Genomic DNA, 26261 nt, shown 5'->3' on the forward strand with positions numbered 1-26261 from the left:
GGATGGTTCACCCACTGCTGTTACTATATTTCACCCAACTGAGAACCGCTATATTTTGAAGCGTGCTATCTGCAAAAGTAACAAATTTTTAACAAGTGTACTGCTTGTACGGGTTGATAGAGTTACAGGCGAAGATTCTTCTTGATATTATTTTTTATTAGTCGTGTATGGTGATGTTGACTAAGCAGTCCCTGTCTCTGAGCCGCCCATCATTGCGACGGGAGATTTTGGGACTGTAGAGCAGATATTCGTAGGGTGTTGTGCCGTGGAGCGATCGCCCATTCAGGTGAAAAATTTCTTCGTCAATCCCACTGCCCCGCCATTCCTGTAAGTGTTTTGCTTGAGAATCGGTTTAATTTATACCAAGCATGACCGTATTTCCTCTCTTTTTTTGACGCATGAACATAGAAGCGGCATTATGGGTCATGCCGCCGGTTCAATTTTTTGCAATACTTTTGCTGGCTATGAAGTCGTCAACACGCCAGCATTGCCTTTGGGCTGGGTAAAGGTTAAAGGAGTGAGAACAATTCTTTTCCCCTTTGCCCTTTCCCCCTTACCCTTCTCATCTACCGCCTCCGGTGTGCGGTCGAAATGTGAGATTAATACGGGTACTAACCACTTTGTTTGTTTTCGGAACTTGATGCAGATGTGTAGACTGACAACCGGGGTGCATCACAAGTAAGCTGCCGTGTTCCAGCCAGAAGTCCGTTGGTCTGCCGCCGATGGGCTTGATTTGGAATTTGCGACATGACCCCAGGCTGAGTGATGCAATCGCAGGGTTAAATCCCATCGATGGTTCATTATCTGCGTGCCAACCGATGCTGTCCTGTCCAGTGCAGTACTGATTTCCGATGACGATACGGAACTTGTAGCCAGTTAGTGCAGTGATGCGATCGCGTAAGCTAGAGAGAGCTTCTGTCCAACATAGTGGTTTCAAAAATACGCTATTCGAGTAAAGGTAGTTGCACCCGTTGTCCCCGTAAATACATTCGAGACGAGGAACGGGCATTGTTTTACCCGCGATTCTGATTTGGTTCTGCTGCCACTCCAGTTTTAAACAGTGCTGGTAGAGCGAGTTAGCTTGTTCAAGACTTAAGAAATCGGGGTAGTAAGTGACTGGTAAAACTGGGGCTGATTCAGCAAATAAATTGAGTTTTTGCATGGTGTTATCTCAAAGAAAGAAACTGCTATTAGTTCTGCTCGGCTTTAAAAACCTCAACCAAAATACTTTCTGGATACAAACCAACTTTTCCAAAACGTGGGTCATGAATCCGTTCTATTTCTATTCCTTGTTTTCGGCACAATGCACTTGCCTTTCGACCTTTAGTACCGGCAACTTTCGCAGATATTTCTAAACCTTGAAGATTGGCGAATCCAACAACACTGTATTTGTGACCGCATGGTGTGTTCACCCTGTCCTGTTCAACTTCAACAGCTTTTAGCCGATGCAAAATTTCAGTCTGTTGCTGTTGTTGTTGGAATAAATGCTGTTCTTGCTCTGCCATCTGTTGGGCAATCGCAGCGAGTAACTGTATTTGGGTCATCGCAGTTTCGCTATTAGAGGCGGGTTTAGTCCAGCCCAATTTATCTTGAATCCACGCTCTAACCCCGATGGTGTTAAATGAACGGCATACCAATCTGGCTTGAAGAGTGCAGTATCTACCAGCTTCGTAAGCGTAGTACTCTAAGATAATTGCGATCGCTGTGTCTGGGATACCACTGGTTCTCCAGTCAGTTAGGTTCGCGGCATCAAAGCTTTGTTGCATAAGCATTTGAGCCAGTTTGGAAGGTTCCAGGTTCGCACTCTCTAATGCTTTACCGATAGCTTTATCACTAACCCCAGCAAGTCTTGCAGTTGCTCTAACACTGGCTTTCGCTTGACCATTAGCGTCAACTTCAATCTCTTGTTTTATCTGTTCGATGATTTCGGCGATTTCAATTTGTGACATAACTTTAGTTGGGTGATAATTTTTTGTTGTGTGATTAGAGAGAATTAAACATTTACCCGCAGTAAACTTTTTTCACCGACTAGTGATAAACGATTAGATATACTCAATGATTGAGTTAACATTGGCGACATCAATTCAACGAGATAAAACCAAGAATTATTCACCAGAGCAATCCCCAAAATGAGACGATGTTTTGTTCCTTTGTCGTGAGAACAGAGGATCACTCTTTCGCCCAAAACAAAAGCAGGTTTTTGCACATTGAGGGTTTCTAACTGACCTGTTACAATAATTTGATGCTGTGTTGCATGGAGTATTTCATTACGGCAATCAACGGAATAAAGCCAGCATTCGTGTTTCCATCGCATACCGCAGCAATAGCCGAATGTTCTGGTAGTTCTGAGGTATACTCTCTCCAGTAAATTCACCTCAAGAGATGGAATTGTTTGACCCCAAGGAGGGGAGATATACCAACTCGTTTTGAGCGCGTTAACGTGGTCAATCATGTGTTTTCCTGGCTAATGAAGGCTGAATTCTTGGTTGACAAAATTTGTTTCAATCGGTCAAAGATAGGTGCAGCGCATTGAGGGACAATGGCATTACCCAGAGCGATCAACTGTTGCTTATGTTGTCTTCTGATGGCTTGGTATTCTGCCCACAGCTGGCGATATTCCTTTTGGCAATCCGGCGTAAGCGCTGCAATTTCTCTACGACTAAGCCGACTGAAGCTGGGGACTGTGGCAGCGGCAAGCCAATCTGTAATTCCTGTGTGGGTAAGTAAACATTCGTCCAACCTTGCGGGAAACCCATCATTGCCTGTACTAGATGTACATTGAGCGCACGAGAACAACAAACCCCATTGCCGTTAATTCATCCGCACCATTAGCAACAGAATTAGTAACAAGATTTTGATACAAAGACTCAGCATGATTGGGATGGTCACACTTATTCGCTGCCCAAGCTAAACACATGGTTTTGATTAGTTCATTAATCTGGTTAATATCAAGTAAACTTGGGCGATCAACATCCTGAAATTGCAACCACTCTTTGACTAAATCAAGTGGATAATCAAGCAAAGTGCGAATATTTCTTACTTGTAAATCAAGTGTGTATACTGGTTGAGGAACTACGCTAAGTTTTGGTGTAGATGAAATAGTTGAGGAAGCACTACCTAAAAGAGATTGGATGTCACGAATGATTGTTGCCCAATCCAAATCTCTACTCCATTCCCTATAAATCTTGGTTTTGGTTGCAGCATCGTAAAGATTACAGAAAACCGTGTTTTCGTCACCAGCATTAGCAACGATAATCAGTGGCTTATCAAAATCCTGAACTAACGAGGCAGCTAGAAGAAAGCTTTTAGCAAAATTGGTTTCAACACCAGTTCTGATGACATAAAGTTCATCGGCATTCACAACAATATCCAGCTTTAAGTTGTCCTTGCCTTTGAATTATTTAGTCGTTAGGCGCAGTTCTGACAAGTACCCAGTTAATGCTCTTTGGGTAACAGGTATTTTCTTATCTTGGCTGATGTTGAACTTGTACCAAACGTAAGATTCGCCATCTACTTCTCCCTGGTTGACATAGAGATAAATTGGTTTAGGAGGGTTGCATAAACCTAATTTGATTTCAGCAGTCATGTTTCACCTCGGTTAAAGTTTTATTGATTGTTGTTCTGTGTGCAATAATGGAAATTCTGTAGCGGAAGAAAAAGTTCCGTGCGTTCATCTAAAGTAGTGGCATTCCTTTAAATGAACGCTTTTGTACTAACTTAGAAGTTCTCGATTCCGGTCTAACTCCCATTGCAAATAAGTCAGCGCAGTTTGAGCATCAGCAATATTTAAATCTGGGCTATATCCTTCGTCCAACAGTTTTTTGTCGTCTGGGTGCGTAGCAATTTTAGATACCAGAGTTTGGGCTTGTTCAACTAAGTAGTACAGATTTGGGTTAGACATTTCAATGCCCAGCCTAGAACATAAATCTTCTGCTTTCACTCCTGTTATTCCTGGCTCAATCTCCGTTTCCAACTCTTCAAGTAGAGATTGAAAATCTGGGTGTTCATCGTTGATTTCGACTTCAATCAAATCTGCACACTTTGTAACAGTGGTTGCCCAAGCTGGTATTGTTTGTGGAATCGTCTTAGCATAAAGTTTCATAATTGGTTCCTCTTCAATTAACAGTTAAAAATCCTCAGCAATCTCCAACAAAAAGCCGCATCCTGTGTTCTGCACTTGCACCAGTTCTTTATCCAGCAGAGTTTGAATCACCTTGGCGGAGAATTGGAATTGCAGACGATGCAAAGGAACACAACCGCCACAAAGCCGAATTGAACGCAGCAGATGATTAGCTCTACACTCAAAGCTGTTGTCAACCGTCTTAGGCATTTGTGAAACCTCCAGTTAATGCGGCTAACTGTCGGTTGAGAATATTTATCTGTTGTTGGTAAAACTCAATCTCTGCGGTAATTTCTAAGAATAATTCTTCTGGGGAGAGCGGTTGGATTTGATTTTCCTGAAAGTGGAATAGTTCGTCAGAGTTTTTATTAGGCATTAGCGCATAGCGTCAACCACGACCAAATTGTTCAGCTAATTCAGTACCATTCGGGTAGTATTGAAGCCCTAAAATGATGCCGTCTTTAGTACGTTGTTCCAAAGCAAAGCGAGGGTAGTCCCAGTGTTGGGGGATTGAAATTGTTGGTTGCATTGATTTAATGGGGATTGGTGAATAAATAATTAGGGAAAGGGGGAAAGGGTAAAGGGAAAGGGAATGAAGAAATTTACCTTTAACCCTTCCCCTTTAACCTTTTCCCAGGCGAAGCCCAAGACTTACGCCGTGACTAACTCCGCTCTCTCCAGCAGCCGTTGCAATTTATCGCCAGTTAGCTGTTCTAACGGCTGATCTAAAAAATATCCATCAAAAATGGATTTACCATCAGTAGACACGTCCACCATCGGCAGATGCCAGACTACTTCCATTGCAGAATCACAGGGTATGCGCTGGGTTTCGTCTGCTGCGCGTGTGAACCACCAGTCAGCGTCAGTCTGTCCGACTTCGCCTAATTTCACGTCATTCTGGTAAATGCCGTCGTTGAGGATTTCGTAACCGTATTTCTCGCATTCGTTGAAAATCTGCGCCATTACTTCGTTATCAGTGGTGCATGGTGTTGCAAGTTGTACCTGTACTGCCAGTGTGCCATCTTTATAATGGGTGCAGATGAAGCGATCGCAACGCATTAGAGTGCTGGCACGAAATACTTCTTTGTCGTTGACCATGACTACCCAGCGTTGCGTTAAGTGGTCATCGTCATGGCTGATACTGGCTACCAGTTTGTCATCAGCGTAATATTCGTGATCACCAAACGAGATTTCGACTATTCTGAGGGGTTCGGGAGCTACAACTTGGGCTTGGGTTGCGATGAAGTGGTCGAGTTCGGCTTGGGCGAGGGCTTGGTTGTCGGGGGCAGCAGGGGTGAGCTTCTGAATCTTGCTGGCTTGGTAATCAGCGATGGCTGCGCCAACGCCAAGGGCGAACGCAGTAATCCAAGAATCCTTACAGCGTTTGTCGCTTACTTCGACTGTACAGGCGATCTCGCTGTAGATTTGCTTGAGTCGGGCAATAGATTTCAGTTGCAGCTGTTGATGGCTGTAGATTTGGTGTGTCATGATAAGTACTGGAGTTTAGACTAATTTTACCCATCAAACTGCCAAACCCTTATCCAGACAGGCTTTGATAATTTATAGGCTTGATAGAATTCCGAAGTCTAAAATGCTTACCACACAAGGGTTGTAGCCTTAAAAAAAGAATTTAGTCTAAACTCCAGTAAGTAAACTCCTTGAATTTAGGAGTAGAGAAGCGCTTCGGATTGGTAGTCAGGGGCGCTTTCTCTACAATTTAATACTATCAAAATTTTTGTACTAATGCAATATTTGCACTATATATTTTTGCAGTATAATAGTCGTAGTAGTATAGAGGTTATGCCTATGCGAAACAAAATCAAGCAATTTTTAGAGAGTCGAGGGCTGTCAGCTTATCGAATGATTCAAGATGCAAAAATTTCTGATACGACAGGGTACAAATTAGCAGCAGATCCCACTTACATCCCCTCCTCTAAAATTCTGGAAGCTCTTTGTGAAACTTACAGGATTCAACCAGGAGAGATACTAGAGTGGTTTCCAGCAGAGGAGAAAAGCGAAGATGATTAATCCTCAAACCATTAATCCTTTGACCCTACCCTCTATGGCTCTTAATGAGCGATCGCAGTTACCTAGCCAGCCTTGCATTTATTTCGCAATCGACTCTCAAGGTGTGGTTCAGTACATTGGTAGGACTGTCAATCTTCAGGCAAGATGGTTAAAACATCACCGCTATAAGCAGTTAGCGCAATCAGAAGATATAAGAATTGCTTACTTGTTTATTGAGCCTGATTTGTTACCTGAAGTTGAAATTGCATTAATAGAATGGTTTAATCCACAGCTAAATCAGACTGAAGTAATTGCCGATAAAAAGCGAATATCGCTTTATTTGGACGAAGCATTAAAGTCTGACTTAGAACGACTAGCTAAGATTAGGAAGCGTTCTCTGTCAAATTTAATAGAAGTCCTTTGTGAAGAAGAGTTGGAGCGTGCCAGGAATAATGGAGAGTTAAAGGATGCTTGACCTCAAGCCATTAACTTCCGCGCTATTTTCAGTGACTCTACAGAAGCGATCGCTTAGGGGTTCAGTTGAGGTTCTGGCGGTAGAAGCTGAAATTAGCCGCTCTTAAGCGTTTGTAGCCCTGACTACAGCCATAATGAGAGTGAGCCAGTCTGAGCAAATACCCTTAAGAAGGGTGAAATCATGGCTAAACCATCCTCAAAGCCCAAAAAATCCACCATCCCTTCATCCACTGACAGCACATCACCAGATAATCTTGCTCAAGAAGAAGACACAGCTACAGCAACAATTACCGTTACTGCTGTTGAAATTCCCGAATTAACCGAGCAGGAAATTAGCGATCGCTTGCATCTTGAACGGAAGGTAGAACGGGCGTTTTTTGAAGCGGGGAAGGCGCTGGCGGAATTACGCGACCGCAAATTGTACCGTTCAACTCACAAAACCTTTGAAGAATATTGCAAAGATAGGTTTGGCTACACGCGGATAGCGGCTAGTTATAAAATTGCCGCAGCGACAGTCATGGACAATTTGTTAACCAATGGTTTACAAAAAGAGGAAATAGCTACGGATGAATTACAGACTCCAAAAATGTTAACCAATGGTTTACAAATTCTGCCAAATAATGAACGTCAAGTACGCCCTTTGGTTTCTTTAGAGCCAGAAGTACAAAGAGAAGCTTGGCAGAAGGCAGTAGAGGAAGCGGGTGGTAAAGTTCCAAGTGGCAGGATTGTGAAGAATGTGGTGCAGCGCATTATTGAGCGAACCAGAGTACCAAACACCTACCAGTTAGGCGAAGTCTGTCAAATTCTTGCAAAAGACAACCCAGAACTCAGAGGTAAGGGCGGGTGTTGGGGCATTGTCAACCACGTTGGAGAATTCAGTTGCACAGTGACAACCTGGGATGGAGAATATACTGTAAGAATCGCCCACCTCAAGCCACTGAACTATCTGCCTGCGGAATGTCAGCAGATCCAGTTGATTAACGATCGCATTAATCGACTACGGGACAATGAGAATCTAGAAGAAGCTGCCCATGCTGTGCTGAAGCACTTGGGGGAACTGAAGCGACCGTATTTGACGGAGGTGGAGGAGAAGTTGTTGAGTGTGATTGAGCAGGAATATGGGGTTAATTAAGGAGATGAGCCGATTGCAAATTCGTGAAGATGATTTGACAGGTAAAAAGATAGCTAACCTTCTGAGGGAACATCTCGAAAATATGCATGAGATTACCCCACCCGAAAGCGTTCATGCTCTTGATATAGAGGCATTGTGTTCGCCTGATATTACTTTTTGGACGGCTTGGGATGGCGAAGAACTGCTTGGATGCGGGGCATTGAAAGAACTCTCTTCAACAAGTGGTGAAATCAAATCAATGCGGTAAGCCTTGGCTTACCGTCGTCAGGGTGTCGCCTCAAAAATTCTGGAACACATTATTAAAGAAGCCCAAAGGCGTGGTTACGATTACTTGAATTTAGAAACCAGGGCAAACGCATCTAAATTACTCTTAATCACAACGAAGGTTAGGAACCAACGAAAAAATCTTTCCTTTCGCGTTTGATTATTTTTTAAGCCCCAAAGTGATCGCCTAAAACTTTCGCAATAAGCAAGAGTTAATGACATTATTTTAAACTTTATTGAGAATATATTTGCTTATTGACATGATGCGGCCGCCCTGATTTAGAAACAGGGGCAATTCCAGAATTCGCTCCAGCACGAGCCTTATATACACGGTATGGGTTTGAGTACCGAGGCCCCTTTGCAGAATACATTGATGACCCAAACAGCGTATTTATGAGGAAAAAGCTTGCTTGATTGGTTAGTAACAATCACCCTTAGCGCTCAGGTGATTTGCGATGGCCTTGCTCAAATATATTCCGATTCTTTGGAAGAAACAGTTAAAAATCTATTGCAGTCGTTGGGGAAGGTGAACCGTCCCTATCTTACTGCTGTGGAAAAAAAATTGTTGAATGTACTGGAGTCTGAATACGGGGGTGAGATAATGCCCTAAGCAATTTTGGCAATTTGGCATCCAATGTCTTTGGGTTGCAGTTTCAATGAAGATATCAACACAACGGGACAGTCAACAAGTTGTACGAGAGATAGGGCAAAACTTTCCGCTTTTGGTGCCCCGTGCTACGCCAGTTGTCAAACGAGTGCTGTAGAATCGCTCTACATAATTGATACAGCGCTCAACAGAGTTCAGTTAAGGCTCTACAACTGGCTAGAAATGAACAAAACCAAATAGGATTTCAGAAGATGAAAAATGTAGATAGCTGGATTGCTGTATAGTTTGAGTTATGCCAGATTATCCTCTTAAGAGTTGCTCTATGATTGCTCTACCTGGTATTGCCATTCAAAACAAGATATATGAAAGTTCTAACTCTCTAGTTTATCGGGGCATCAGAGACGATGGAGTAGGGATCGTCGTAAAAATGCTAAAGCTTGATTATCCTTCTCCCCAAGAACTGACTCGCTACAGACAGGAATATAAAATTACCCGCTCCCTAAAATTAGAAGGAGTTATCAAAGCATACAGCCAGCAAGACTATCAACGTACTCTGATGATTATCTTAGAAGATTTTGGGGGAGAGTCCTTAGAGCAATGGATGCACAAGCGCCCAAACATCTTCTGCCCCATGCCTTTATCGACTTTTCTTGGCCTTGCGATCGCTATAAGCGATATTCTAGGCAAAATCCATGCAGCCAATGTCATTCATAAAGATATTAACCCTGGAAACATCGTTCTCAATCTGGATACTGGCGTTGTCAAAATTATTGATTTTGGGATTGCCACCCAATTTAATCGCACGAATCCGACTTTCAAAAGTCCTCATGTTTTAGAAGGGACACTCGCATATTTATCTCCAGAGCAAACAGGACGCATGAACCGTTTGCTCGATTACCGCACCGATTTTTACTCCCTTGGTGTGACATTCTACGAACTTCTAACCGGACACCTGCCGTTTCCAACAACGGATATTCTAGAACTAGTCCATTGTCATATTGCTAAAGTGCCTGTTCCACCTCACGAACTGAATGCAGCGATCCCTAAAGCCATTTCAGATATCATTCTCAAACTGATGGCGAAAAATGCAGAGGATCGTTATCAGAGTACTTGGGGCATCAAAGCAGATTTAGAAATTGGTCTTCACCAGTTCACACAAACCGATAAAATCGATGGTATTCAACTGGGTCTTCAAGATGTTTCGGATCGGTTTCAAATCCCCCAAAAATTGTATGGGCGCGAAGCAGAGATTGAAGCATTATTAGCGGCGTTTGATAGAGTAGCAGGAACGGGGAATGAACAATTAAGACTGAAGAATCAAGAAAATTCTCAATTCCAAGTCGAGATGATGTTGGTATCAGGTTACGCTGGGGTTGGCAAATCAGCATTAGTGCAGGAACTCTACAAACCCATTACTGCAAAGCGCGGTTATTTTGTCTCTGGTAAATTTGAGCAATTCGGGCGTAATATTCCCTACAGTGCGATCGCAAATGCCCTGCAAAAATTGGTGCAGCAATTGCTCAGTGAGCCAGATAAGCAGGTGCAACAGTGGCGATCGCAACTGTTAACAGCTTTAGGAAGCAACGGACAAATCATCATTGATATCATCCCGGAAGTTGAATTAATTATCGGCAAGCAGCCGCCTGTATCAGAAGTTGGAGCAACTGAAGCTCAAAATCGCTTTCATCGCATCTTTGGGCAGTTTGTGCGCGTGTTTTGTTCAGAGTCACATCCCCTTGCTATTTTTTTAGATGATTTGCAGTGGATAGATTCAGCAACGATTAAGTTAATCGAACTGTTGCTGTTGGATGAGCAAACCCAATCCCTATTTTTAATTGGAGCCTATCGAGATAATGAAGTAAATCCAACACATCCATTAGCATTAATGCTAGAAAGACTACGAAAAAAAGGGGCAGTGCTTCAGGAGATGATCCTGACACCATTAACGCTTGAACCGTTGAGTCAGTTGATTGTGGAGACGCTACATCAAAATGCAGACATTGTTCTTCCCTTGGCTAAGTTAGTGTTGCGTAAAACTGAGGGTAATCCATTTTTTGTCAGCGAATTTTTAAACACGCTCTATAGCGAAAATCTTTTGAAATTTGATGTACAACACTTAAGCTGGCAGTGGAACATTGCTCAGATTCAAGCTCAAAATATCACCGATAATGTTGTGGAGTTGATGCTTCACAAGTTGAAGAAACTACCAGAGAACACACAGCAAATTCTTCAGTTAGCTGCTTGCATTGGTGCTGAATTTAATTTAGATACGTTGTCGATTGTTTGTGAAAAACCACCTGAAACCGTTTTCTACGATTTACAAGCAGTAATGCAAGTTGGATTAATTCAACCCATCTCTGAATTAAATGAGAAGTTGTTAATTCAGGAGTATAAGTTTTTGCACGATCGCGTGCAGCAAGCAGCTTATACGCTAATTGATGAGTCAAAAAAACAAGCTGTTCATTTACAAATTGGTTACAATTTACTAGAAAAAACTTTGTCAGAACGGCTATCAGAGCGGCTGTTTGAAATTGTCGATCATTTGAATCATGGAATTGAGCTTGTCACAGATCAACCAGAAAGAAATGAAATTGCTCGATTAAATTTAATTACAGCTCAGAAAGCAAAAGCAGCGATCGCTTATAGTGTAGCAAAAAAATATTTAGCGACAGGGCGAGCATGGCTGGCAGCTTCAAGCTGGCAAACAAACTATGATTTTACTTTAGAACTACATTCAGAAACTACAGAAGTTTCATTCCTATGTGGCGATTTTGCAGATGTAGAATCCTGGATGGCGATCGTTTTACAATCAGCTAAAACGGTTCTTGACAGAGTAAAGGTTTACGAAGTCAAAATTCAGACCTATATCGCGCAGGAGCAGCTATTGGAAGCGATCGATACTGGATTGCAAGTCTTACTGCAACTGGGGATCAGTTTTCCGAAAACGCATAACCAGTCAGATATTCAGCTTGAACTTGACACGATCACATCACTCCTTAAGGAAAAGCGGAGCGAGGATTTGGTTCATTCGCCGAAAATAGCTGAACCGGGCAAGTTGGCGGCGATGCGAATCTTATCAAGTATCATGATTGCTGCCCATCTTGCTGCCCCGGATATGCTGCCATTGTTTGCATCAAAACAGGTCAGTTTGTCAATCCAATATAGCAATGCGTTGGTGTCTCCCTTTACGTATGCCTTGTATGGATTCATTCTTTGTAGGACGGTGGGAGACATAGAGTCTGGCTATGAGTTTGGGCAGTTAGCTTTAAGCCAGTTGTCACGACCTGATACCCAAGCACTCAAAGCCAAAACATTGTTGAGCGTGAATATTTTTATCATTCACTGGAAAAAGCATTTTAGAGAAACATTGCAGCCATTACTAGAAGGCTATCAAAGTGGATTGGAAACAGGAGATTCAGAGTTTGCTGCTTACTGTGCTGAAGTTTACTGCTTGCAATGTGTTTTTGTAGGTAAGGAACTCGTGGAGCTTGAACGCGAGATAAGAGTGTACAGCCAAGTAATCCGTCAACTCAAACAGCAAGCAGCACTGACTTGGACTCAGATGCATCATCAGGTTGTCTTAAATTTGATGGAACGCTCGGTCAATCCTATCTGTCTAGTTGGCGAAGCCTACAATGAGGAGAATAGACTGCGACAAAATGAAACAGAAAATAATGGAACCTCAATCTTTTTCGTACATTTCTACCAACTTTTCCTGTGCTATTTATTTTATGAGTATTTCCAGGCAGTCGAAAACTCAATTATAGCGGCAGAGTATGTGAGCTACGTAGCATCGTCACCTCCTGTTCCTCTGTACTATTTCTATAGCTCTCTGGCAAAACTCGCAACCTATCTTGAAAGCAACGCTCAAGTGCAGTCAGAAATTCTTAAAGAAGTTGCAGTTAACCAGGAAACAATGCAGCTATGGGCACATTATGCGCCCATGAATCATTTGCATAAATACCACTTAGTCGAGGCAGAGAAAGCACGAGTTTTGGGTCAGTTGCTTGAAGCAGAAGAGTTCTACGAGCAAGCCATTGAAGGGGCTAAAGAAAATGAATATGTACAAGAAGAAGCATTAGCCTATGAATTAGCAGCAAAATTCTACCTATCTCGTGGGAGAGAAAAGATTGCCCGAACCTATATGAAAGAAGCTCACTACTGCTATGAACGTTGGGGAGCGACGGCGAAGGTCAAGGATATAGAAACTCGGTATCCGCAGCTATTTTCTCCATCATCGAGCATGGCTCATACGCAAATACCAAAAACTTCTGTCACCACCTCTAATACCTCAGACATCGCTTTCGATTTAGCGGCAGTGATGAAAGCTTCCCTTGCTATTTCTAGTGAAATTGAACTGGAGCAGTTGCTTAGTTCCTTGATGAAGATATTAATCGAGAATGCTGGCGCACAAACCGGATTTTTACTTTTGGAAAACTCAGGAGAATGGGTAATTGAAGCTTCTAGTCAACTAAATGATGTGGCTGGCAAAAATATTTATTCTACACAAGTACTGCAATCTATCTCAACGGCAAATTACCTGCCTGAATCAATTATTAATTATGTAATTCGGACTCATGAACCTGTGATCTTAAATGATGCAACTCGTGAGGGTAATTTTATTAATGAGCTATACATTCAACATAACCAAACTCAATCACTTCTGTGTTTACCACTGCTGAATCAAAGTAAGCTCGTCGGAGCGTTGTATTTGGAAAATCAATTAGCAGCTGGGGTATTTACACCGGAGCGAACGCAAGTTTTGCATCTGTTATCAACCCAAGCAGCCATTGCAATTGAAAATGCCAAACTCTACTCTAAACTACGGAAGAGCGAAAGTCAGATGGCTCAATTCCTGGAAGCAGTGCCGGTAGCAATTGGAGTCGTAGATACACTCGGTCGCCCTTACTACGCCAATCAACAGGCAATTCAACTATTAGGCAAAGGGATTATTCCTGGTGCGACACCAGAGCAACTTGCAGAAATTTATCAACTTTATCTAGCGGGAACAGAGCAACCATATCCCATTGAGAAGTTGCCAGTGATACGGGCGTTGAAAGGCGATCGCACCAGAATTGACGATTTAGAAATTCGCCATAACAATGCGATCGTTCCAGTCGAAGGGTGGGGAACTCCAGTATTTGACGAACAGGGCAATGTAATTTATGCGATCGCAGCTTTTCAAGACATCACCGAACGCAAACAAGCAGAGCAATTGCTAGCAAATTATAATTGTACCTTAGAGCAACAAGTAGCCCAACGAACAGCCGCTTTACAGAAAAGCGAGGCAGAACTGCGCGAGCGAGAACAGGAACTAAGATTGATTACCGACGCTCTCCCCGCTTGTATCTGTTATATAGACACAGATCGGCGCTATCGATTTGTCAACCGAACTTATGAGGTCTGGTTTAACCGTAGTCGAGATGAAATTTTAGGTAAGCAGGTTCGTGAAGTCATGAGCGAGGCAAGTTATGAAATTATTGAACCGTACATGAATCGAGCGCTAGCAGGGGAGATTACAACCTATGAGGCAGAAGTCTCTTTCCCGTTGGGCAAAAAGTATCTTGCTGTCACCTCCATCCCCGATTTCGATCTCAATGCTCAGGTGAGAGGATATTATGGTCTGATTACAGATATTAGCGAACAGCGAAATGCTGCACTGCTTGAACGCAAACTCGCTGAAGAGGCATCTATTTTAGAAGAACGCAACCGTATGGCACGAGAAATACATGATACACTAGCGCAAGCTTTTACTAGTATCATCGTTCACTTAGATGCCGCCTCCCAGAGAATCACGCTCGATCCAGATGCTGCCCAATCACACTTAAAGACGGGGCGAACTTTAGCGCGTTCCGGGCTGGCAGATGCCCGTCGCTCGGTGGAAGCACTCCGTCCGCAAATATTAGAAGAAGGCGATTTGCATAGCGCACTCAATCGCCTCGCGGCTCAGATGTTTTCTCATACCTCAGTGCAGGTTGGCTGTGAAGCGATCGGTGAACCATATACTTTGCCGAAAGAGGTGGAAATGAATCTGCTTCGCATCGGACAAGAAGCGTTAACCAATGCTTTTAAGTACGCAAATGCCAGCGAAATCCGCCTTGAGTTGCGCTATGAGCCATCGCAGTTTATCTTGCAAATAAAAGACAATGGGCAAGGTTTTGAAAGCAGTAGTTTGCCAGTCGGTCGGGGCTTTGGGTTACTTGGAATCACCGAACGCGCTGAACGGATTAGGGCAGAATTGACGATTTACAGCCAGCTTGGACAAGGAACAGAAATCGTAGTGAGGTTACAAATGCCATGACGCACCCGCACCTCTCATTATCTACACCAAGCTCCTCTGTGATCCGCGTCTTGATTAGCGACGATCATCCGTTTATGCGAGAAGGTTTAGCAGCCGTAATTGACTATAAACCTGATATGACCGTTGTTGGACAAGCCTGCAACGGGCGCGAAGCAGTAGAATTGTTCCGCCAGCATCAACCCGATGTAACGCTGATGGATTTGCGGATGCCTGAGCTAAGTGGGGTTGAAGCGATCATTTCCATTTGCGCTGAGTTTGCCGACGCTCGGATCATTGTCCTGACGACCTACGACGGGGACGAAGACATCTATCGGGGACTGCAAGCGGGCGCAAAGGGCTATGTCTTAAAAGATGCAGAACCTGATGAACTACTGACAGCGATTCGGGCAGTTCACAACGGTCAAAAGTATATTCCCCCTGCCGTAGGTGCAAAGCTGGCAGAGCGGATAAATAACCCAGAACTGAGCGATCGTGAGTTGCAGGTGCTACGCCTGATGGCAAGGGGCAAGAGTAACTTAGAGATAAGCACTGCTTTCTCAATTGCTGAGGGAACAGTCAAATTCCATGTCAAAAATATTCTGAGTAAGTTGGGAGTGGGCGATCGCACTCAAGCAATGATTGTTGCTCTAAAGCGCGGTATCATTACACTTTAAGAATTATAGCTAAAGCAATAGATTCATTTGTTGAGAGCATCATATCATGTCCGCTTAATTAGTGATTATTCCGGGCATTTATGCAAAAATCTTAAAACTCTCTTTCCCCCTGTCTCCTGCCCCTTGCGGTCTTAATGATAAGTCTTTTACCGGACATGATATCACCTGCTCTTTAGGATAGGTTGTTCTTAGCCCTAAAAGTAAGCCAATCGCTATTCTTAGGGTTAGTGCAAAGACTCCTCGCAGGGGATGCGACAAATGGGGAGAAATTCACATATTTTGAGAATAGAGAAACAACATTCAATTTACTACTCTTATTTTAAGCGTTTTCATCGCAACGATACTATCTATAGACCGCATGAAAAAACGATGAGCCAGACAAGCGATGGTGACAGGCTGCTCATACCAATTTCAGAACACGATAACATCCAAGGAACAATAGATGCACAAACCATTTTAGTTAAATACGGTGACTATCAATGTCTCTCCTGTGGTGAGGTTCATAGGATGATTCGAGAGATTCAGCAACAGATCCAATTATGCTTTGTATTCCGCCATTTCCCGCGCATACACATTCATTTTCAAGCACAAAAGGCAGCAGAAGCGGCAGAAGCCGCCGCCGCGCAAAATAAGTTTTGGCAGATGCATAATCTCTTATTTGAGAATCAATATGCTCTTAATAATGGACATCTTCTAGAGTATGCCAATGAGATACAGCTTGATATCAATCGATTCCTTCAGGAAATGACAGGCCATGTTCATGCCGAGCGGGTCGCTCAGAACATTCAAGGCGGTATACAAAGCGGTGTCAGTAATACGCCAGCTTTATTTATTAACGGAGTTCGCTATCGAGACGCCTGGGATACAGAGAGATTACTCGCAGCGATTCTCGACTAGAAGCTACGCCAACACACAAGCTAGAAATTTTAAAACAATTCGCAATTCGCTAACGATTCTCAAATATTTCACAGGTTTCAACAGGAGGTTCACAAATGAAGATTTTTGTTGCAGGCGCAACGGGAGCGATCGGTCGTCCCTTAATCGCGCAACTGCTAGTGCAAGGACATGAAGTAGTTGCGTTGACACGTTCTTTAGAAAAAGCACAAACTTTAGCTGAACAAGGCGTGGAATTGGCGATCGCAGATGTGTTCGATGCAGATGCTGTTAAAGCTGCCATCACCCGCGTCCAGCCAGAAGTGGTAATTGAACAACTCACTTCCCTGCCCAAAACCTATACTGCCGAGTCGATGAATGCAGCATCAGCCCTGAATACTCGCATCCGTCGAGAAGGAGGTTCTAATGTGCTGGCAGCAGCGCAAGCGGCTGGTGTGCGCCGTTATCTGAGGCAGTCGATCGCATTCTGGGCGATTCCCGGTGCAGGTTTGGCAGACGAAGAAACACCATTAGCTTTTGATGCCTCGCCTGCGGTAGCAGCAGATGCTCACATAGTCACTGAAATCGAACGTCACTTACTCGAAGCGTCCAACCTAGAAGGGATTGCTCTGCGTTATGGCTTCCTTTACGGGCCCGGTACCTGGTTTGCCCCCGATGGCGATGTTGCCCAACAGGTGCTACAGCAACAGTTCCCAATCGTTGGGAATGGGGAAGGCGTATGGTCGTGGATTCATATTGAAGATGCAGCCATCGCCACAGTTGCAGCATCAGAACGAGGCAATCCTGGCATTTACCTGATTACGGACGATCGACCCTTAGCGGTGCGCCAGTGGCTTTCTGCTTATGCCCAATGGCTCAATGCTCCACCACCTCCGCAGATATCCGTTGAGGATGCTCTGCTTCTTAGTGGTGCGGATGCTGTTTATTATGGTATTCAGATGCGAGGCGCATCGAATGCTAAAGCAAAACGCGAATTAAATTTTCAGCCCCGACCTTTGGAATGGATGGTTAACACCGCCGTGGCTCATGCCAGTTAAAAATTTAAGGGAGAAGAGAGATGAAAATTGCTCAATATGGAACAGCGATCGTGGTCATCCATGCGATCGTACACGGACTACATGGTTTAGCGCATGTGGAAATCCCTATTCCCCTCTCAATACTTCAAAGTTTATTTGTGGGTATTGTGATTTATGCAATTCCCATCATTGCAGTCGTTTTACTTTGGACACAGTTTTACCGCATTGGTAGCTGGCTCTTGCTCTTTTCAATGGCAGCATCAGTTCTTTTTGGAATCTACAATCATTTGATCGTGATTAGTTCGGATCATGTGTCTCAAGTTTCCTTTGCAGGTTGGGGAATGCTATTCCAAATCACAGCCATCCTGACATTAATTGTGGATGGATTCGGCTCTTGGATTGGCATCTGGGCATTGAAAACAATTAAGGAACCAGAAAAGGTTATATGAATTTTTTCGATCATTTTAACCCCAGTTGAGCGATGGCGCGTAGCGCCCGCACCGAAGCGATCACATTTATTTCTCATAGAGGTTGATAAGATATGTTTGATCTCGACCAAACTATTAAAGACCGATACTCAACACGCAAATTTTTATCTCAACCAGTGCCACGGGCTTTGCTCGATGAAGCCCTGGCTCTAGCGCAGCTTGCACCATCGAATTCAAACATCCAGCCGTGGCGATTGGTGTTTGCCCAAGGCGGATGCCGCGATCGCCTGCAAGAGGCTTTGCTAAACCTTGCCAAGCAGCAGCCGCCCTACAGCTTTGGGCTGCCGGAGTCCTTCCAGCATTACCGCCAGCAACTGGGCGCGCAAGTCTATGGGGCTATGGGGATTGCTCGTGACGATAAAGCGAATAGACAGCTAGCCCTTCTGCGTAATTACGAATTTTTTGGCGCACCAGTGGTTGGTATTGTCTGTATGCACCAAGATTTGGGCGTTGCCGATGCTTTAAGTGTGGGGATGTATTTACAAACGCTGGTGTTAAGCCTAACCGCTCGTGGCATTGGCACCTGCGTAGAGGTTTCGCTAGCGGCTTATCCCGAAATTATCCGCAACGAATTGAACATCTCATCGGAATTATTAATCATTTGTGGTTTAGCCGTTGGCTATTCCGATCCTGATTTTCCCGCTAATCATCTGCATATAAGCCGTGAGTCCCTTGAGAAAAACGTCTCGTTTCTCGACGATTGACAAAACGCTAGATTTTTTTTCTACTAGACGCTAAACACAAGTCCGAAAGAGTAAGTAGGTCGGCGTAGATCATTATTGTTGCAATAAGGCAGGGGGCAGGGGGAGAAGCAGTTTGAGCCTTATTTACTTTTGTTTACATAGTTTGGTTTTGTTGCACCGACTTACTTATCTGCGTTCTTACTGCCATTAATGAATGATCTTTGTTGAAGTTTTTTATTTAGAAGAAATTAAAGATGAAGATTGCTCAATATGGTTGAAAAATTCTTTGATTTGTTTGATTCAGGAGATTTTATGTTAAGCAAGATTCTAGCTGCAATTGACCGTTCCCCAAATGGTAATGCTGTTTTTGATGAAGCGCTTACTCTAGCAAAGGCAACTAAAGGAAGCCTGATGTTGTTGCATATCTTATCTAGTGAAGAAAAGGATAGCCCCCAAACACCTACACTGCTTACTCTCGAATACCACCCATTGAATGGAGAACTTCTAGAGGATTATTGGAAGCAGTGGCAAAGTTACGAAGAAGAGGGTTTCAAATTATTGCGATCGTATACAGAGTCAGCAACCAATGCCGGGGTGAGTACTGAATTCACCCAAAATTCTGGCAATCCCAGCCGGAATATCTGTGAACTTGCTCGAACTTGGGGCGCTGACTTAATTGTGATCGGTCGTCGAGGACATTCTGGTTTGAATGAGTTGATTTTAGGCAGCGTGAGTAATTATGTTTTTCACCATGCTCCTTGTTCCGTGCATGTTGTTTATACTCCAGTTCCTCTTAAATCTGAAGTACTCGTAGTCAATAAAGCTCAAGCAATTCATTAAGAATGGGCTGTGAATATCTTTGTTGGTGGTAATGCAAAAGTTAGATTCATAAACTTTAAGCTTTTGCCTTAATTGTTGCCGTGGAATCGAAATTGTTCTCAAGTAAACATTAATTTAGGAAATTTTGACATGGATAATGTAATAGCCTCTACCAATTCACCTGCTGTAAGGCCACCCGAAGTTACATTGGTTCCTAATAACTCATTATTGACTGAGACACCAGAAGAAGGACGACAACTGGCAGTCAAAATGTCACGGTTAATTATTAAATTGACTCAGCCGGACGAAGAAAAACGCAACCAACTGCGAGATGTTTATGGCAATGATGCCATGATGCTGATTGCAGTTGGACAGACGGTTGCAACAGAGTTTGCCACGATCGCGGCTGCTAATAATTACTGGCGGAAGTAATATCTCGAAATCGTCAAATCAGGGATTTGTTCTGATTCTAGAGGAATTCACCATGAAAGTTTTGATTCAAGCGATCGTCAGTTTTTTTGTATTTATTGTCGATTTCGTCTACGGAAATCGTTCTTAGCCTCGGTTTTATGTCCTTGAAATGATCGCTCGCGTTCCTTATTTTTCCTATCTCTCGGTGCTGCATCTTTACGAGACGTTGAGTTACTGGCGCAAAGCTGACTTGTTGAAAATTCATTTCGCCGAAACCTGGAACGAATTACATCATTTGTTAATTATGGAATCAATGGGTGGCGATCGCTACCGGATTGATCGCTTCGTCGCTCAACACATTGCAGTGGCGTACTACTGGGTGGTTGTCCTAATCTATAGCGGTTCTCGCTTGAGTGAAATACACAAGGTGGGAAGATGATGAATGTTGTAGCAAAGTGTATCTGGAATGAAAGCATACTCCACTGAACTTCGCCAAAAAGTGATTGATGCCTATAAAAATCAAGAAGGTTCTCAAAGACACCTGGCAAAAAGATTTAGTGTGAGTTTAACGTTCATCCAGAAGCTTGTAAAGCGATATCAAATGAGCAAGACAGTTGAGCCAAAGGCACATGGTGGCGGTAATACGCCTAAACTCAACAGCGAACAGATCGCATTGATAGTGACTTTGGTGGAAGAAGATAATGATGCAATTTTGGTGGAGTTATGCTCACGATTGGAGGAGCGAACAGGTGTCAAAGTTAGCCGAGCTACAATGGGCAGAATTACACAAAAGCTGAATTTGACCCGTAAAAAAAAACATTGCACGTGAGCGAAAAATATACAGAACGGGTGCAAAAACTAAGGGCAGAGTATTGGACAATCATTGGAGAAGTCAACTTAGCAGACTTAGTATTTATCGATGAGGCCGGAGTTAACATCGCTATGACTAGACGCTTCGCTCGTTCGCCTCGAGGTAGCCGTGCTTATGGTTCACGTCCTGACGGGAGAGGAAAAAATGTGACGATGATTGGAGTAATGTCAACAGAAGGAATTATCGCCGCCATCACGTTTACTGGCGGTACTAATGCATCAGCGTTTGAAACTTATGTTACTCAGGTTTTGGTTCCTAATCTTTGGCCAGGTGCTTGTGTAGTAATGGATAACTTCAGTTCTCACAAAGTTCACAGGTATAAAGGAAGCGATTGTTGCTGTTGGGGCAAGGCTGGTGTACTTGTCTCCTTATTCTCCTGATTTTTCACCAATTGAAAACTGTTGGTCGAAAGTGAAAGAGTTTTTGCGATCGCAAGCTGCTAAAACATATCTTGAGTTAGACGGGGCCATTACAAATGCTCTCAATGCAGTAACTAAAAAAGACATTATTGGCTGGTTCACTCACTGCTGTTACTATATTGCACCCAACTGAGAACCGCTATATATGCTGTTTCCCAAGTATGCCTACTACCTAATGGAATTGATTGAAAATCATGCTTACCATACCTATGACGACTACTTGAAAACCCATGAAGTAGAACTGAAAGCTCAAATAGCGCCCAAAGTCGCAATTAACTACTACCGTGATGGCGATCTATGTTTGAAGAAACCCAGTTTACATCAGATCATAAATTTCGCCGCCCGAAAGTGGATAATCTCTACGACGTCTTTGTGAATATTCGGGATGACGAATGCGAACACGTCAAAACAATGCAGGCGCTCCAGCTACCAGAAGCACGGCAAACTTTCAAAAGTCCCCATACAGTTTTTGAACTGGTGGCGACTAGCATCGAGCCACAGGATTGATTCTATAGAGTTCTTATTTGATTTTTGAACAACTAAACCATAGGGAAAACTATGAAAACACTACTGAAAAGATCCACGCTATTTCTTGCTTTAACAACCTGTGTTTGGACTAATTACTCCTTAAGAGCTTCTGCTGATTCTACTGCTGGCTTAATCCTCAGTATGAAATGCCAGGGTGGATACAATATCAATGTTTGGAAAAGGTATTCTTCGGGTGAACTTCTCTATCGCTCTACAAGTTCGCACGGTGATTTGAGTTTAAACAAAGGAACTAGCAAAGCGACAGAAGGCGTTCGAGTGTATAAGTTTCAAAGTGGCAATTATAAATACTGGGTATGGGACGGTACACTAGATAGCCAACAGTCTGGAACTTTAGAAGTGTATGAAGACAATCATCTCTTAATGCGGCAGGCTTGTACAAAACGTTGATGGGGAAGTAAGCACTGCTTCCTTGGGTGACTCAAACCCATATTCCCCTCTTCATTTCATGGCAGTTCTTGATTGGGTCATTTCTCCCTGCCCCCTGCTTCTTCATTGAAACCCCGATCGAGCTAGCTCTGACTTTTTCTCTTCCAAGTATGAGCTAGCTCAAAGAAATTATTGAGAACAATTGTCAGAGTAAAGGTAGTTCAAGGCTATGAAGTTAGCAATATGACTTTAACAAAAGTAAACACAACTGTATCCCTTGTGGAAACTCTCGCTAACCTCTACCTAAAAGGCAAGCCAGCCGAGATTTCTGACGAAACCATCACCCAACTCTGTGATTGGCTGATGGGTGAGTTCCACCAATTGCCCTTAAATCTGCAATTTTCAGATTATATGCGTTACAACAACGCCCAAGAAATGTTTGCCGATCTTGAGCTTCAGCAGCTTTGGGTATCCGCCGATAGTTATGATTCTAGCGTGTATCCCAATCCGATCTACGGGTTTATTTTTCAGGGAATGCACGATTATGACCATTACTTGACGAATAGCAACTTCAGCCTGGAAGGGGAAATCGCGGCTTATAACTTTACAGCAAAACGTGCGCCTTCTTTAGATATCCAAAAGATTCTCTATTCCGAAATTGTGCTGCGATCTGCCGCCTATCTTTATCTAGGATATGCAGCTACTCCTAAGATTGTTTTTCCATGAGTAATGACACAGGTAAATAATCATGCATGACTGTCCTTATTGCTCTTACCCATTACTACGGCACATTCAGCACCATAAAATTTGCTGGTTTTGTCCCCACTATTGGACAACGGTGCGTGTCTTTTCTGAAATAAAATCCACCATCACAGCACTATAGGAGAATCATGGTGATGATCCAAAAATCGTTTACAATTCAGCTTCAAGAGCAAGCTAACTACACCAAACCTGGAGCTAGCCGAAAGTCTTTGGTTAAAGATGAGCAAGTGCAATTCTCACTAGTTTGTTTAAGGGCGGACACTGAAATACCAGAACATGTAGCTTCACGGAATATCTCGGTGACTGTAATCGAAGGGCGTGGAGTGCTGACCCTAGAGGGGCGTGAAATTACTTTACAACCGGGAGTTTTCGTTTACATACCCGCAAACATCCCTCATGCACTTCGTGCATTGGAGAATCTCGCGTTTCTGCACACATGAAGTTGAAAGAATCATTGTCCACGAGAAATTTTATCGGCTTTTAAGAAACGAGCTATTTGCTATTTGCATTGGTGTTATTGCACAAATAGGGAGAATGGGTGTTGCTGCTTGATTTGATTGCAAATCTGCTGACTGTATGCAGTCCATCAAAAATATAGCGTTGAATAAAAGTCTTAGTTGCAGTTATTGAAGTAGTTTAATACACAGGCAAGGATATCATGACTCAATACGATTATGTGGTGATTGGTGCTGGTTCAGCAGGCTGTGTTGTTGCCAATCGTTTGACAGAAGATGGTGAAACAACCGTGTTGTTGCTCGAAGCAGGGAATCCAATAAATAAACCTGAGATTCAAGTTCCTGTAGCCTGGCCAAGCTTGCTAGGCACTGAAGTTGATTGGGCTTACTGGACTGAACCAGAACTACACCTGAATGGGCGGAAAATCTTATGTTCGCGTGGCAAAGTCGTCGGCGGCTCTAGTTCAATCAATGCCATGATTTACATTCGAGGCAATCGCCACAATTTTGACCATTGGCAAAAGCTTGGCAATCCAGGCTGGAGCTATGAGGAAGTACTGCCCTACTTCAAAAAATCAGAAAATCAGCAGCGAGGCACATGCGAATTTCACGGTGTTGATGGAGCTTTGAGCGTCACCGATCCGATCGCCCCTACTGCCATCTCAGAGCGATTTATCGAAGCCGCAGCGCAAATAGGCTACGATCGCAATCCCGATTTCAATGGCACACAACAAGAAGGCGTGGGACTGTATCAATTAACTATTAAAGACGGGAAGCGACACAGTGCAGCCGCCGCATTTCTAGTGCCAATTCTTGATCGTCCTAATTTAACGGTTCAAACTGGTGCATTAGTGACTCGAATTTTGTTTAAGGGTACTTCCACAATTGGGGTAGAGTATCTGCACCAAGGAACGCTGCAACAAGTTTATGTTAATCAGGAAGTGATTCTGTCGGCGGGTGTATTCGATTCTGCCAAACTGCTGATGCTTTCTGGAATTGGGAATGCAGAGCATCTGCTCCCGCTCAACATTCCTGTGGTTGCTGATTTACCCGGTGTAGGTGAGAACTTGCACGATCACCCATTGGTTGCTGTTGGTTACAAGTCTACCCAAGCGCTACCCGCGATCGCATCAACCAGTAATTTAGTAGAAGCTGGATTATTCCTGCATAGTGGCAAAAGCAAGGAGCTTGCACCTGACTTACAGTTTCTCTTCAGCCCGGTTCTATGGGGTAGTTCGGACTCTGCCCCTGATGTTTCAGGTTCCACATTAATTTGTTGTCTGATCAATCCTCAAAGTCGTGGCACTGTGACGTTGCAATCAGCAAACCCTACTGACTCACCTACCATTCGAGTCAACTACCTCCAGCAGGAGGCTGATTTACAAGTGCTGGTAGAAGGTATTAAAATCGCCCGTCAGATCGCTCATTCTGGTGGCTTTGGTGAAGTCTTGGGAGAGGAAGTGGCTCCTGGTTCAGACATAATCAGTGATGAGACGTTGGCGCAGCCCAGCGCAGGTATCGCTGCTTACATTCGACAAACAGCTACTACCTATTGGCATCCTGTGGGGACATGTAAACTGGGCAACGATTCACTAGCGGTGGTTGATGCTCAACTTCGAGTTCACGGAATTGAAGGATTGCGCGTTGTCGATGCTTCCGTGATGCCAACCATTTTATCTGGAAATACGAACGCAGCCACCATCATGATTGGTGAAAAGGCCGCCGACTTAATTAAAGCCACATGACAAGAGATTCAAATTCCCTTAGACTGCACAACCCTCTAAAGATGTGGACATCATATTGCTAATAAAGCAACGATACACAGGATAAGTATCTGTTACGTAGAAAGAAGAGTACCAACACTTGATCATTATTCATTAGGAGTAAAAATGAAATCTAAGTTTTTGAATTCAATAATTATTCTGGGGAGTACCGTTATTAGCGTATTCAGCCTTACTATAGGTTATAAATATGTTTTGGCAGTTCCTAGTAGTTATCAATACTCATGTCCTACAGAATTGCTCCAGGGAGTTAGGCTAGAAGCTAATTGTTTGACTACAGATGGAAAAAGTCAACCCTTTAGCACTTTAATATTAAAGGGAATCCATGTTAATTCGTCTGGTCAGCTAACACAAAATGCTTTGTCAGGGACATCTACTTTTCTTAATAATAAGTGTTATAGCTTCTCCCCGTATCTATATATAACTATGGGGATAATTAAAGCTAAATGTCAAAATTCATCCCACACTTTTAAAAATACCAGCATTAGATTAGAGGAAATTACAAATCATAATGGTAGATTAACATATGAGTGGGATAGAATCATCGATCAGACAGCTTCTAAAATTATGAAGCATTCTTTCTCTAAGCACATCGCAGAATTTTCACTTCCAAATACTCAAAAATCAAAGGTTACTATGTCAGCAATTGCTAAAGATATTATGGCAGCATGTGTCCCTGGATCGTCTTTATATGGTCATACATCAGGTATACTACATTCAGAATGCAAAGACCTTACAAATGGACGTAAAATCTATTGGGGAGAAGTAGATTTATCGCATTATATATGGTTCTCTCGTTCTAAAAAAGGCACTGTAGTTATTGTTAACGGAATTAATGATAACAATAGTACGATATTTGTACCTCGTAGGGGTAAAAGTTATTATAATACTCAAAATTAAAAACAAGAAAAATAAGGTAAATAAGCAAGTTAAATTAGTGACCAAAAAAGTAACTGGTGAAACTTAATTTAATTTGAGCAAATATTGTAGTTTTGGTAATAAGCAGATTCAGAATTCCAGAATCATAATTCAGAAGTAAAACAGGCTTTGTATCTGGCTTTGGGACTTAGCTTGTGTACTTAAATAACTTGAAATCTGCTGTATATTACCAATCAATTTGTGAAAACTAAATTCTAGCGGTTCTCGCTTGAGTGAAATACAAAATGTGGGAGGATGAACAAAGTCAACA

Annotated in this window: 35 protein-coding genes and 1 pseudogene; 25 read left to right on the plus strand and 11 right to left on the minus strand. The window is 43.1% G+C overall.

The features are described 5' to 3' along the window. Positions 1-562: 562 nt before the first annotated feature. The 11 genes from ACFFAP_RS16520 to ACFFAP_RS16570 form a co-directional block, all read right to left on the minus strand. The gene (locus ACFFAP_RS16520) at positions 563-1162 is read right to left on the minus strand and encodes an alpha-ketoglutarate-dependent dioxygenase AlkB (RefSeq protein WP_375512223.1); all 600 of its coding nucleotides are present in this window, start codon (positions 1160-1162) and stop codon (positions 563-565) included. 28 nt (positions 1163-1190) lie between these two features. Then, entirely contained in the window at positions 1191-1949 is a 759-nt protein-coding gene (locus ACFFAP_RS16525; RefSeq protein ID WP_375512224.1) for a hypothetical protein, read from the minus strand. Positions 1950-1993: 44 nt separating this feature from the next. Then, positions 1994-2452, minus strand: coding sequence for a DUF1392 domain-containing protein (locus tag ACFFAP_RS16530; RefSeq protein ID WP_375512225.1), 459 nt, complete (start codon positions 2450-2452; stop codon positions 1994-1996). After that, complete coding sequence (locus tag ACFFAP_RS16535; RefSeq protein WP_375512226.1) at positions 2449-2739, minus strand: hypothetical protein; 291 nt, start codon at positions 2737-2739, stop codon at positions 2449-2451. The genes ACFFAP_RS16530 and ACFFAP_RS16535 overlap by 4 nt, the downstream gene beginning before the upstream one ends. A gap of 28 nt (positions 2740-2767) precedes the next feature. Beyond that, on the minus strand, positions 2768-3361 hold the full coding sequence (locus tag ACFFAP_RS16540; protein WP_375512227.1) for a hypothetical protein: 594 nt from the start codon (positions 3359-3361) through the stop codon (positions 2768-2770). A gap of 36 nt (positions 3362-3397) precedes the next feature. Then, positions 3398-3586, minus strand: a complete 189-nt coding sequence (locus ACFFAP_RS16545; RefSeq protein WP_375512228.1) for a hypothetical protein — start codon at positions 3584-3586, stop codon at positions 3398-3400. Between the two features lie 126 nt (positions 3587-3712). Continuing rightward, positions 3713-4102: a hypothetical protein gene (locus ACFFAP_RS16550; protein WP_375512229.1), complete on the minus strand. Its 390-nt coding sequence runs from the start codon at positions 4100-4102 to the stop codon at positions 3713-3715. A 24-nt stretch (positions 4103-4126) separates the two neighbouring features. Then, positions 4127-4330 (minus strand): hypothetical protein, encoded by a 204-nt coding sequence (locus ACFFAP_RS16555; protein ID WP_375512230.1) that lies wholly within the window; start codon positions 4328-4330, stop codon positions 4127-4129. Then, positions 4323-4496 carry a hypothetical protein gene (locus ACFFAP_RS16560; protein ID WP_375512231.1) on the minus strand — a complete coding sequence of 58 codons (174 nt, stop codon included), beginning with the start codon at positions 4494-4496 and terminating at the stop codon, positions 4323-4325. The genes ACFFAP_RS16555 and ACFFAP_RS16560 overlap by 8 nt, the downstream gene beginning before the upstream one ends. A gap of 12 nt (positions 4497-4508) precedes the next feature. After that, positions 4509-4649, minus strand: a complete 141-nt coding sequence (locus ACFFAP_RS16565) for a hypothetical protein (RefSeq protein ID WP_375512232.1) — start codon at positions 4647-4649, stop codon at positions 4509-4511. Positions 4650-4771: 122 nt separating this feature from the next. After that, entirely contained in the window at positions 4772-5608 is an 837-nt protein-coding gene (locus tag ACFFAP_RS16570; RefSeq protein ID WP_375512233.1) for a hypothetical protein, read from the minus strand. Between the two features lie 318 nt (positions 5609-5926). Here ACFFAP_RS16570 and ACFFAP_RS16575 point away from each other — a divergent pair, with 318 nt between their 5' ends. The 25 genes and pseudogenes from ACFFAP_RS16575 (at position 5927) to ACFFAP_RS16695 (ending at position 25972) form a co-directional block, all read left to right on the plus strand. Further along, positions 5927-6148: a helix-turn-helix transcriptional regulator gene (locus tag ACFFAP_RS16575; protein WP_229498758.1), complete on the plus strand. Its 222-nt coding sequence runs from the start codon at positions 5927-5929 to the stop codon at positions 6146-6148. Further along, a complete protein-coding gene (locus ACFFAP_RS16580) occupies positions 6141-6602 on the plus strand; it encodes a hypothetical protein (protein ID WP_375512234.1) in 462 nt (153 codons plus the stop codon). Before ACFFAP_RS16575 ends, ACFFAP_RS16580 begins: the two co-directional genes overlap by 8 nt. A gap of 180 nt (positions 6603-6782) precedes the next feature. Further along, complete coding sequence (locus ACFFAP_RS16585; RefSeq protein ID WP_375512235.1) at positions 6783-7733, plus strand: hypothetical protein; 951 nt, start codon at positions 6783-6785, stop codon at positions 7731-7733. Continuing rightward, positions 7720-7980 (plus strand): hypothetical protein, encoded by a 261-nt coding sequence (locus ACFFAP_RS16590; protein WP_375512236.1) that lies wholly within the window; start codon positions 7720-7722, stop codon positions 7978-7980. Before ACFFAP_RS16585 ends, ACFFAP_RS16590 begins: the two co-directional genes overlap by 14 nt. A 3-nt stretch (positions 7981-7983) precedes the next feature. Next, entirely contained in the window at positions 7984-8157 is a 174-nt protein-coding gene (locus ACFFAP_RS16595; protein ID WP_375512237.1) for a GNAT family N-acetyltransferase, read from the plus strand. A gap of 246 nt (positions 8158-8403) precedes the next feature. After that, a complete protein-coding gene (locus ACFFAP_RS16600) occupies positions 8404-8607 on the plus strand; it encodes a hypothetical protein (protein WP_375512238.1) in 204 nt (67 codons plus the stop codon). Positions 8608-8926: 319 nt separating this feature from the next. Further along, on the plus strand, positions 8927-14905 hold the full coding sequence (locus ACFFAP_RS16605) for an AAA family ATPase (RefSeq protein ID WP_375512239.1): 5979 nt from the start codon (positions 8927-8929) through the stop codon (positions 14903-14905). Next, entirely contained in the window at positions 14902-15558 is a 657-nt protein-coding gene (locus ACFFAP_RS16610; RefSeq protein WP_375512240.1) for a response regulator, read from the plus strand. Before ACFFAP_RS16605 ends, ACFFAP_RS16610 begins: the two co-directional genes overlap by 4 nt. A gap of 258 nt (positions 15559-15816) precedes the next feature. Continuing rightward, a complete protein-coding gene (locus ACFFAP_RS16615) occupies positions 15817-16455 on the plus strand; it encodes a DsbA family protein (protein ID WP_375512241.1) in 639 nt (212 codons plus the stop codon). A gap of 95 nt (positions 16456-16550) precedes the next feature. Continuing rightward, positions 16551-17489: an NAD-dependent epimerase/dehydratase family protein gene (locus ACFFAP_RS16620; protein ID WP_375512242.1), complete on the plus strand. Its 939-nt coding sequence runs from the start codon at positions 16551-16553 to the stop codon at positions 17487-17489. A 20-nt stretch (positions 17490-17509) separates the two neighbouring features. After that, the gene (locus ACFFAP_RS16625) at positions 17510-17917 is read left to right on the plus strand and encodes a hypothetical protein (RefSeq protein ID WP_375512243.1); all 408 of its coding nucleotides are present in this window, start codon (positions 17510-17512) and stop codon (positions 17915-17917) included. Positions 17918-18009: 92 nt separating this feature from the next. Next, positions 18010-18660 (plus strand): nitroreductase, encoded by a 651-nt coding sequence (locus tag ACFFAP_RS16630; protein ID WP_375512244.1) that lies wholly within the window; start codon positions 18010-18012, stop codon positions 18658-18660. Between the two features lie 291 nt (positions 18661-18951). Further along, positions 18952-19479, plus strand: coding sequence for a universal stress protein (locus ACFFAP_RS16635; RefSeq protein ID WP_375512245.1), 528 nt, complete (start codon positions 18952-18954; stop codon positions 19477-19479). Positions 19480-19608: 129 nt separating this feature from the next. Further along, entirely contained in the window at positions 19609-19890 is a 282-nt protein-coding gene (locus ACFFAP_RS16640) for a hexameric tyrosine-coordinated heme protein (RefSeq protein WP_375512246.1), read from the plus strand. A 142-nt stretch (positions 19891-20032) separates the two neighbouring features. Continuing rightward, positions 20033-20308 (plus strand): annotated as a pseudogene (locus tag ACFFAP_RS16645) (alternative oxidase); the annotation flags it as partial. A gap of 27 nt (positions 20309-20335) precedes the next feature. Further along, positions 20336-20698: a transposase gene (locus tag ACFFAP_RS16650; protein WP_375512247.1), complete on the plus strand. Its 363-nt coding sequence runs from the start codon at positions 20336-20338 to the stop codon at positions 20696-20698. After that, on the plus strand, positions 20695-21120 hold the full coding sequence (locus tag ACFFAP_RS16655; protein WP_375512248.1) for a transposase: 426 nt from the start codon (positions 20695-20697) through the stop codon (positions 21118-21120). Before ACFFAP_RS16650 ends, ACFFAP_RS16655 begins: the two co-directional genes overlap by 4 nt. Beyond that, complete coding sequence (locus tag ACFFAP_RS16660; RefSeq protein WP_375512249.1) at positions 21095-21292, plus strand: hypothetical protein; 198 nt, start codon at positions 21095-21097, stop codon at positions 21290-21292. Before ACFFAP_RS16655 ends, ACFFAP_RS16660 begins: the two co-directional genes overlap by 26 nt. Positions 21293-21334: 42 nt before the next feature. Beyond that, positions 21335-21535 (plus strand): hypothetical protein, encoded by a 201-nt coding sequence (locus ACFFAP_RS16665; RefSeq protein ID WP_375512255.1) that lies wholly within the window; start codon positions 21335-21337, stop codon positions 21533-21535. After that, positions 21457-21666, plus strand: a complete 210-nt coding sequence (locus ACFFAP_RS16670; protein ID WP_375512256.1) for a hypothetical protein — start codon at positions 21457-21459, stop codon at positions 21664-21666. The genes ACFFAP_RS16665 and ACFFAP_RS16670 overlap by 79 nt, the downstream gene beginning before the upstream one ends. A 51-nt stretch (positions 21667-21717) precedes the next feature. Further along, positions 21718-22095, plus strand: a complete 378-nt coding sequence (locus ACFFAP_RS16675) for a hypothetical protein (protein ID WP_375512250.1) — start codon at positions 21718-21720, stop codon at positions 22093-22095. A gap of 222 nt (positions 22096-22317) precedes the next feature. Continuing rightward, positions 22318-22800 carry a hypothetical protein gene (locus tag ACFFAP_RS16680; protein ID WP_375512251.1) on the plus strand — a complete coding sequence of 161 codons (483 nt, stop codon included), beginning with the start codon at positions 22318-22320 and terminating at the stop codon, positions 22798-22800. Between the two features lie 170 nt (positions 22801-22970). After that, complete coding sequence (locus ACFFAP_RS16685) at positions 22971-23276, plus strand: cupin domain-containing protein (RefSeq protein ID WP_375512252.1); 306 nt, start codon at positions 22971-22973, stop codon at positions 23274-23276. A 218-nt stretch (positions 23277-23494) separates the two neighbouring features. Beyond that, complete coding sequence (locus tag ACFFAP_RS16690; RefSeq protein ID WP_375512253.1) at positions 23495-25036, plus strand: GMC family oxidoreductase; 1542 nt, start codon at positions 23495-23497, stop codon at positions 25034-25036. A gap of 144 nt (positions 25037-25180) precedes the next feature. Continuing rightward, positions 25181-25972 carry a hypothetical protein gene (locus ACFFAP_RS16695; RefSeq protein WP_375512254.1) on the plus strand — a complete coding sequence of 264 codons (792 nt, stop codon included), beginning with the start codon at positions 25181-25183 and terminating at the stop codon, positions 25970-25972. Positions 25973-26261: the final 289 nt, after the last annotated feature.

This window comes from uncultured Nostoc sp. (assembly GCF_964245575.1).
Classification (GTDB): Bacteria; Cyanobacteriota; Cyanobacteriia; order Cyanobacteriales; family Nostocaceae; genus Nostoc.

Coding starts and splice junctions, on each gene's coding strand:
- ACFFAP_RS16520 (WP_375512223.1), bottom strand. CDS start 1,162: ATGCAAAAACTCAATTTATTTGCTGAATCAGCCCCAGTTTTACCAGTC.
- ACFFAP_RS16525 (WP_375512224.1), bottom strand. CDS start 1,949: ATGTCACAAATTGAAATCGCCGAAATCATCGAACAGATAAAACAAGAG.
- ACFFAP_RS16530 (WP_375512225.1), bottom strand. CDS start 2,452: ATGATTGACCACGTTAACGCGCTCAAAACGAGTTGGTATATCTCCCCT.
- ACFFAP_RS16545 (WP_375512228.1), bottom strand. CDS start 3,586: ATGACTGCTGAAATCAAATTAGGTTTATGCAACCCTCCTAAACCAATT.
- ACFFAP_RS16550 (WP_375512229.1), bottom strand. CDS start 4,102: ATGAAACTTTATGCTAAGACGATTCCACAAACAATACCAGCTTGGGCA.
- ACFFAP_RS16555 (WP_375512230.1), bottom strand. CDS start 4,330: ATGCCTAAGACGGTTGACAACAGCTTTGAGTGTAGAGCTAATCATCTG.
- ACFFAP_RS16560 (WP_375512231.1), bottom strand. CDS start 4,496: ATGCCTAATAAAAACTCTGACGAACTATTCCACTTTCAGGAAAATCAA.
- ACFFAP_RS16565 (WP_375512232.1), bottom strand. CDS start 4,649: ATGCAACCAACAATTTCAATCCCCCAACACTGGGACTACCCTCGCTTT.
- ACFFAP_RS16570 (WP_375512233.1), bottom strand. CDS start 5,608: ATGACACACCAAATCTACAGCCATCAACAGCTGCAACTGAAATCTATT.
- ACFFAP_RS16575 (WP_229498758.1), top strand. CDS start 5,927: ATGCGAAACAAAATCAAGCAATTTTTAGAGAGTCGAGGGCTGTCAGCT.
- ACFFAP_RS16580 (WP_375512234.1), top strand. CDS start 6,141: ATGATTAATCCTCAAACCATTAATCCTTTGACCCTACCCTCTATGGCT.
- ACFFAP_RS16585 (WP_375512235.1), top strand. CDS start 6,783: ATGGCTAAACCATCCTCAAAGCCCAAAAAATCCACCATCCCTTCATCC.
- ACFFAP_RS16590 (WP_375512236.1), top strand. CDS start 7,720: ATGGGGTTAATTAAGGAGATGAGCCGATTGCAAATTCGTGAAGATGAT.
- ACFFAP_RS16605 (WP_375512239.1), top strand. CDS start 8,927: ATGATTGCTCTACCTGGTATTGCCATTCAAAACAAGATATATGAAAGT.
- ACFFAP_RS16610 (WP_375512240.1), top strand. CDS start 14,902: ATGACGCACCCGCACCTCTCATTATCTACACCAAGCTCCTCTGTGATC.
- ACFFAP_RS16615 (WP_375512241.1), top strand. CDS start 15,817: ATGGGGAGAAATTCACATATTTTGAGAATAGAGAAACAACATTCAATT.
- ACFFAP_RS16620 (WP_375512242.1), top strand. CDS start 16,551: ATGAAGATTTTTGTTGCAGGCGCAACGGGAGCGATCGGTCGTCCCTTA.
- ACFFAP_RS16625 (WP_375512243.1), top strand. CDS start 17,510: ATGAAAATTGCTCAATATGGAACAGCGATCGTGGTCATCCATGCGATC.
- ACFFAP_RS16630 (WP_375512244.1), top strand. CDS start 18,010: ATGTTTGATCTCGACCAAACTATTAAAGACCGATACTCAACACGCAAA.
- ACFFAP_RS16635 (WP_375512245.1), top strand. CDS start 18,952: ATGTTAAGCAAGATTCTAGCTGCAATTGACCGTTCCCCAAATGGTAAT.
- ACFFAP_RS16640 (WP_375512246.1), top strand. CDS start 19,609: ATGGATAATGTAATAGCCTCTACCAATTCACCTGCTGTAAGGCCACCC.
- ACFFAP_RS16650 (WP_375512247.1), top strand. CDS start 20,336: ATGAAAGCATACTCCACTGAACTTCGCCAAAAAGTGATTGATGCCTAT.
- ACFFAP_RS16665 (WP_375512255.1), top strand. CDS start 21,335: ATGGAATTGATTGAAAATCATGCTTACCATACCTATGACGACTACTTG.
- ACFFAP_RS16670 (WP_375512256.1), top strand. CDS start 21,457: ATGTTTGAAGAAACCCAGTTTACATCAGATCATAAATTTCGCCGCCCG.
- ACFFAP_RS16675 (WP_375512250.1), top strand. CDS start 21,718: ATGAAAACACTACTGAAAAGATCCACGCTATTTCTTGCTTTAACAACC.
- ACFFAP_RS16680 (WP_375512251.1), top strand. CDS start 22,318: ATGACTTTAACAAAAGTAAACACAACTGTATCCCTTGTGGAAACTCTC.
- ACFFAP_RS16685 (WP_375512252.1), top strand. CDS start 22,971: ATGATCCAAAAATCGTTTACAATTCAGCTTCAAGAGCAAGCTAACTAC.
- ACFFAP_RS16690 (WP_375512253.1), top strand. CDS start 23,495: ATGACTCAATACGATTATGTGGTGATTGGTGCTGGTTCAGCAGGCTGT.
- ACFFAP_RS16695 (WP_375512254.1), top strand. CDS start 25,181: ATGAAATCTAAGTTTTTGAATTCAATAATTATTCTGGGGAGTACCGTT.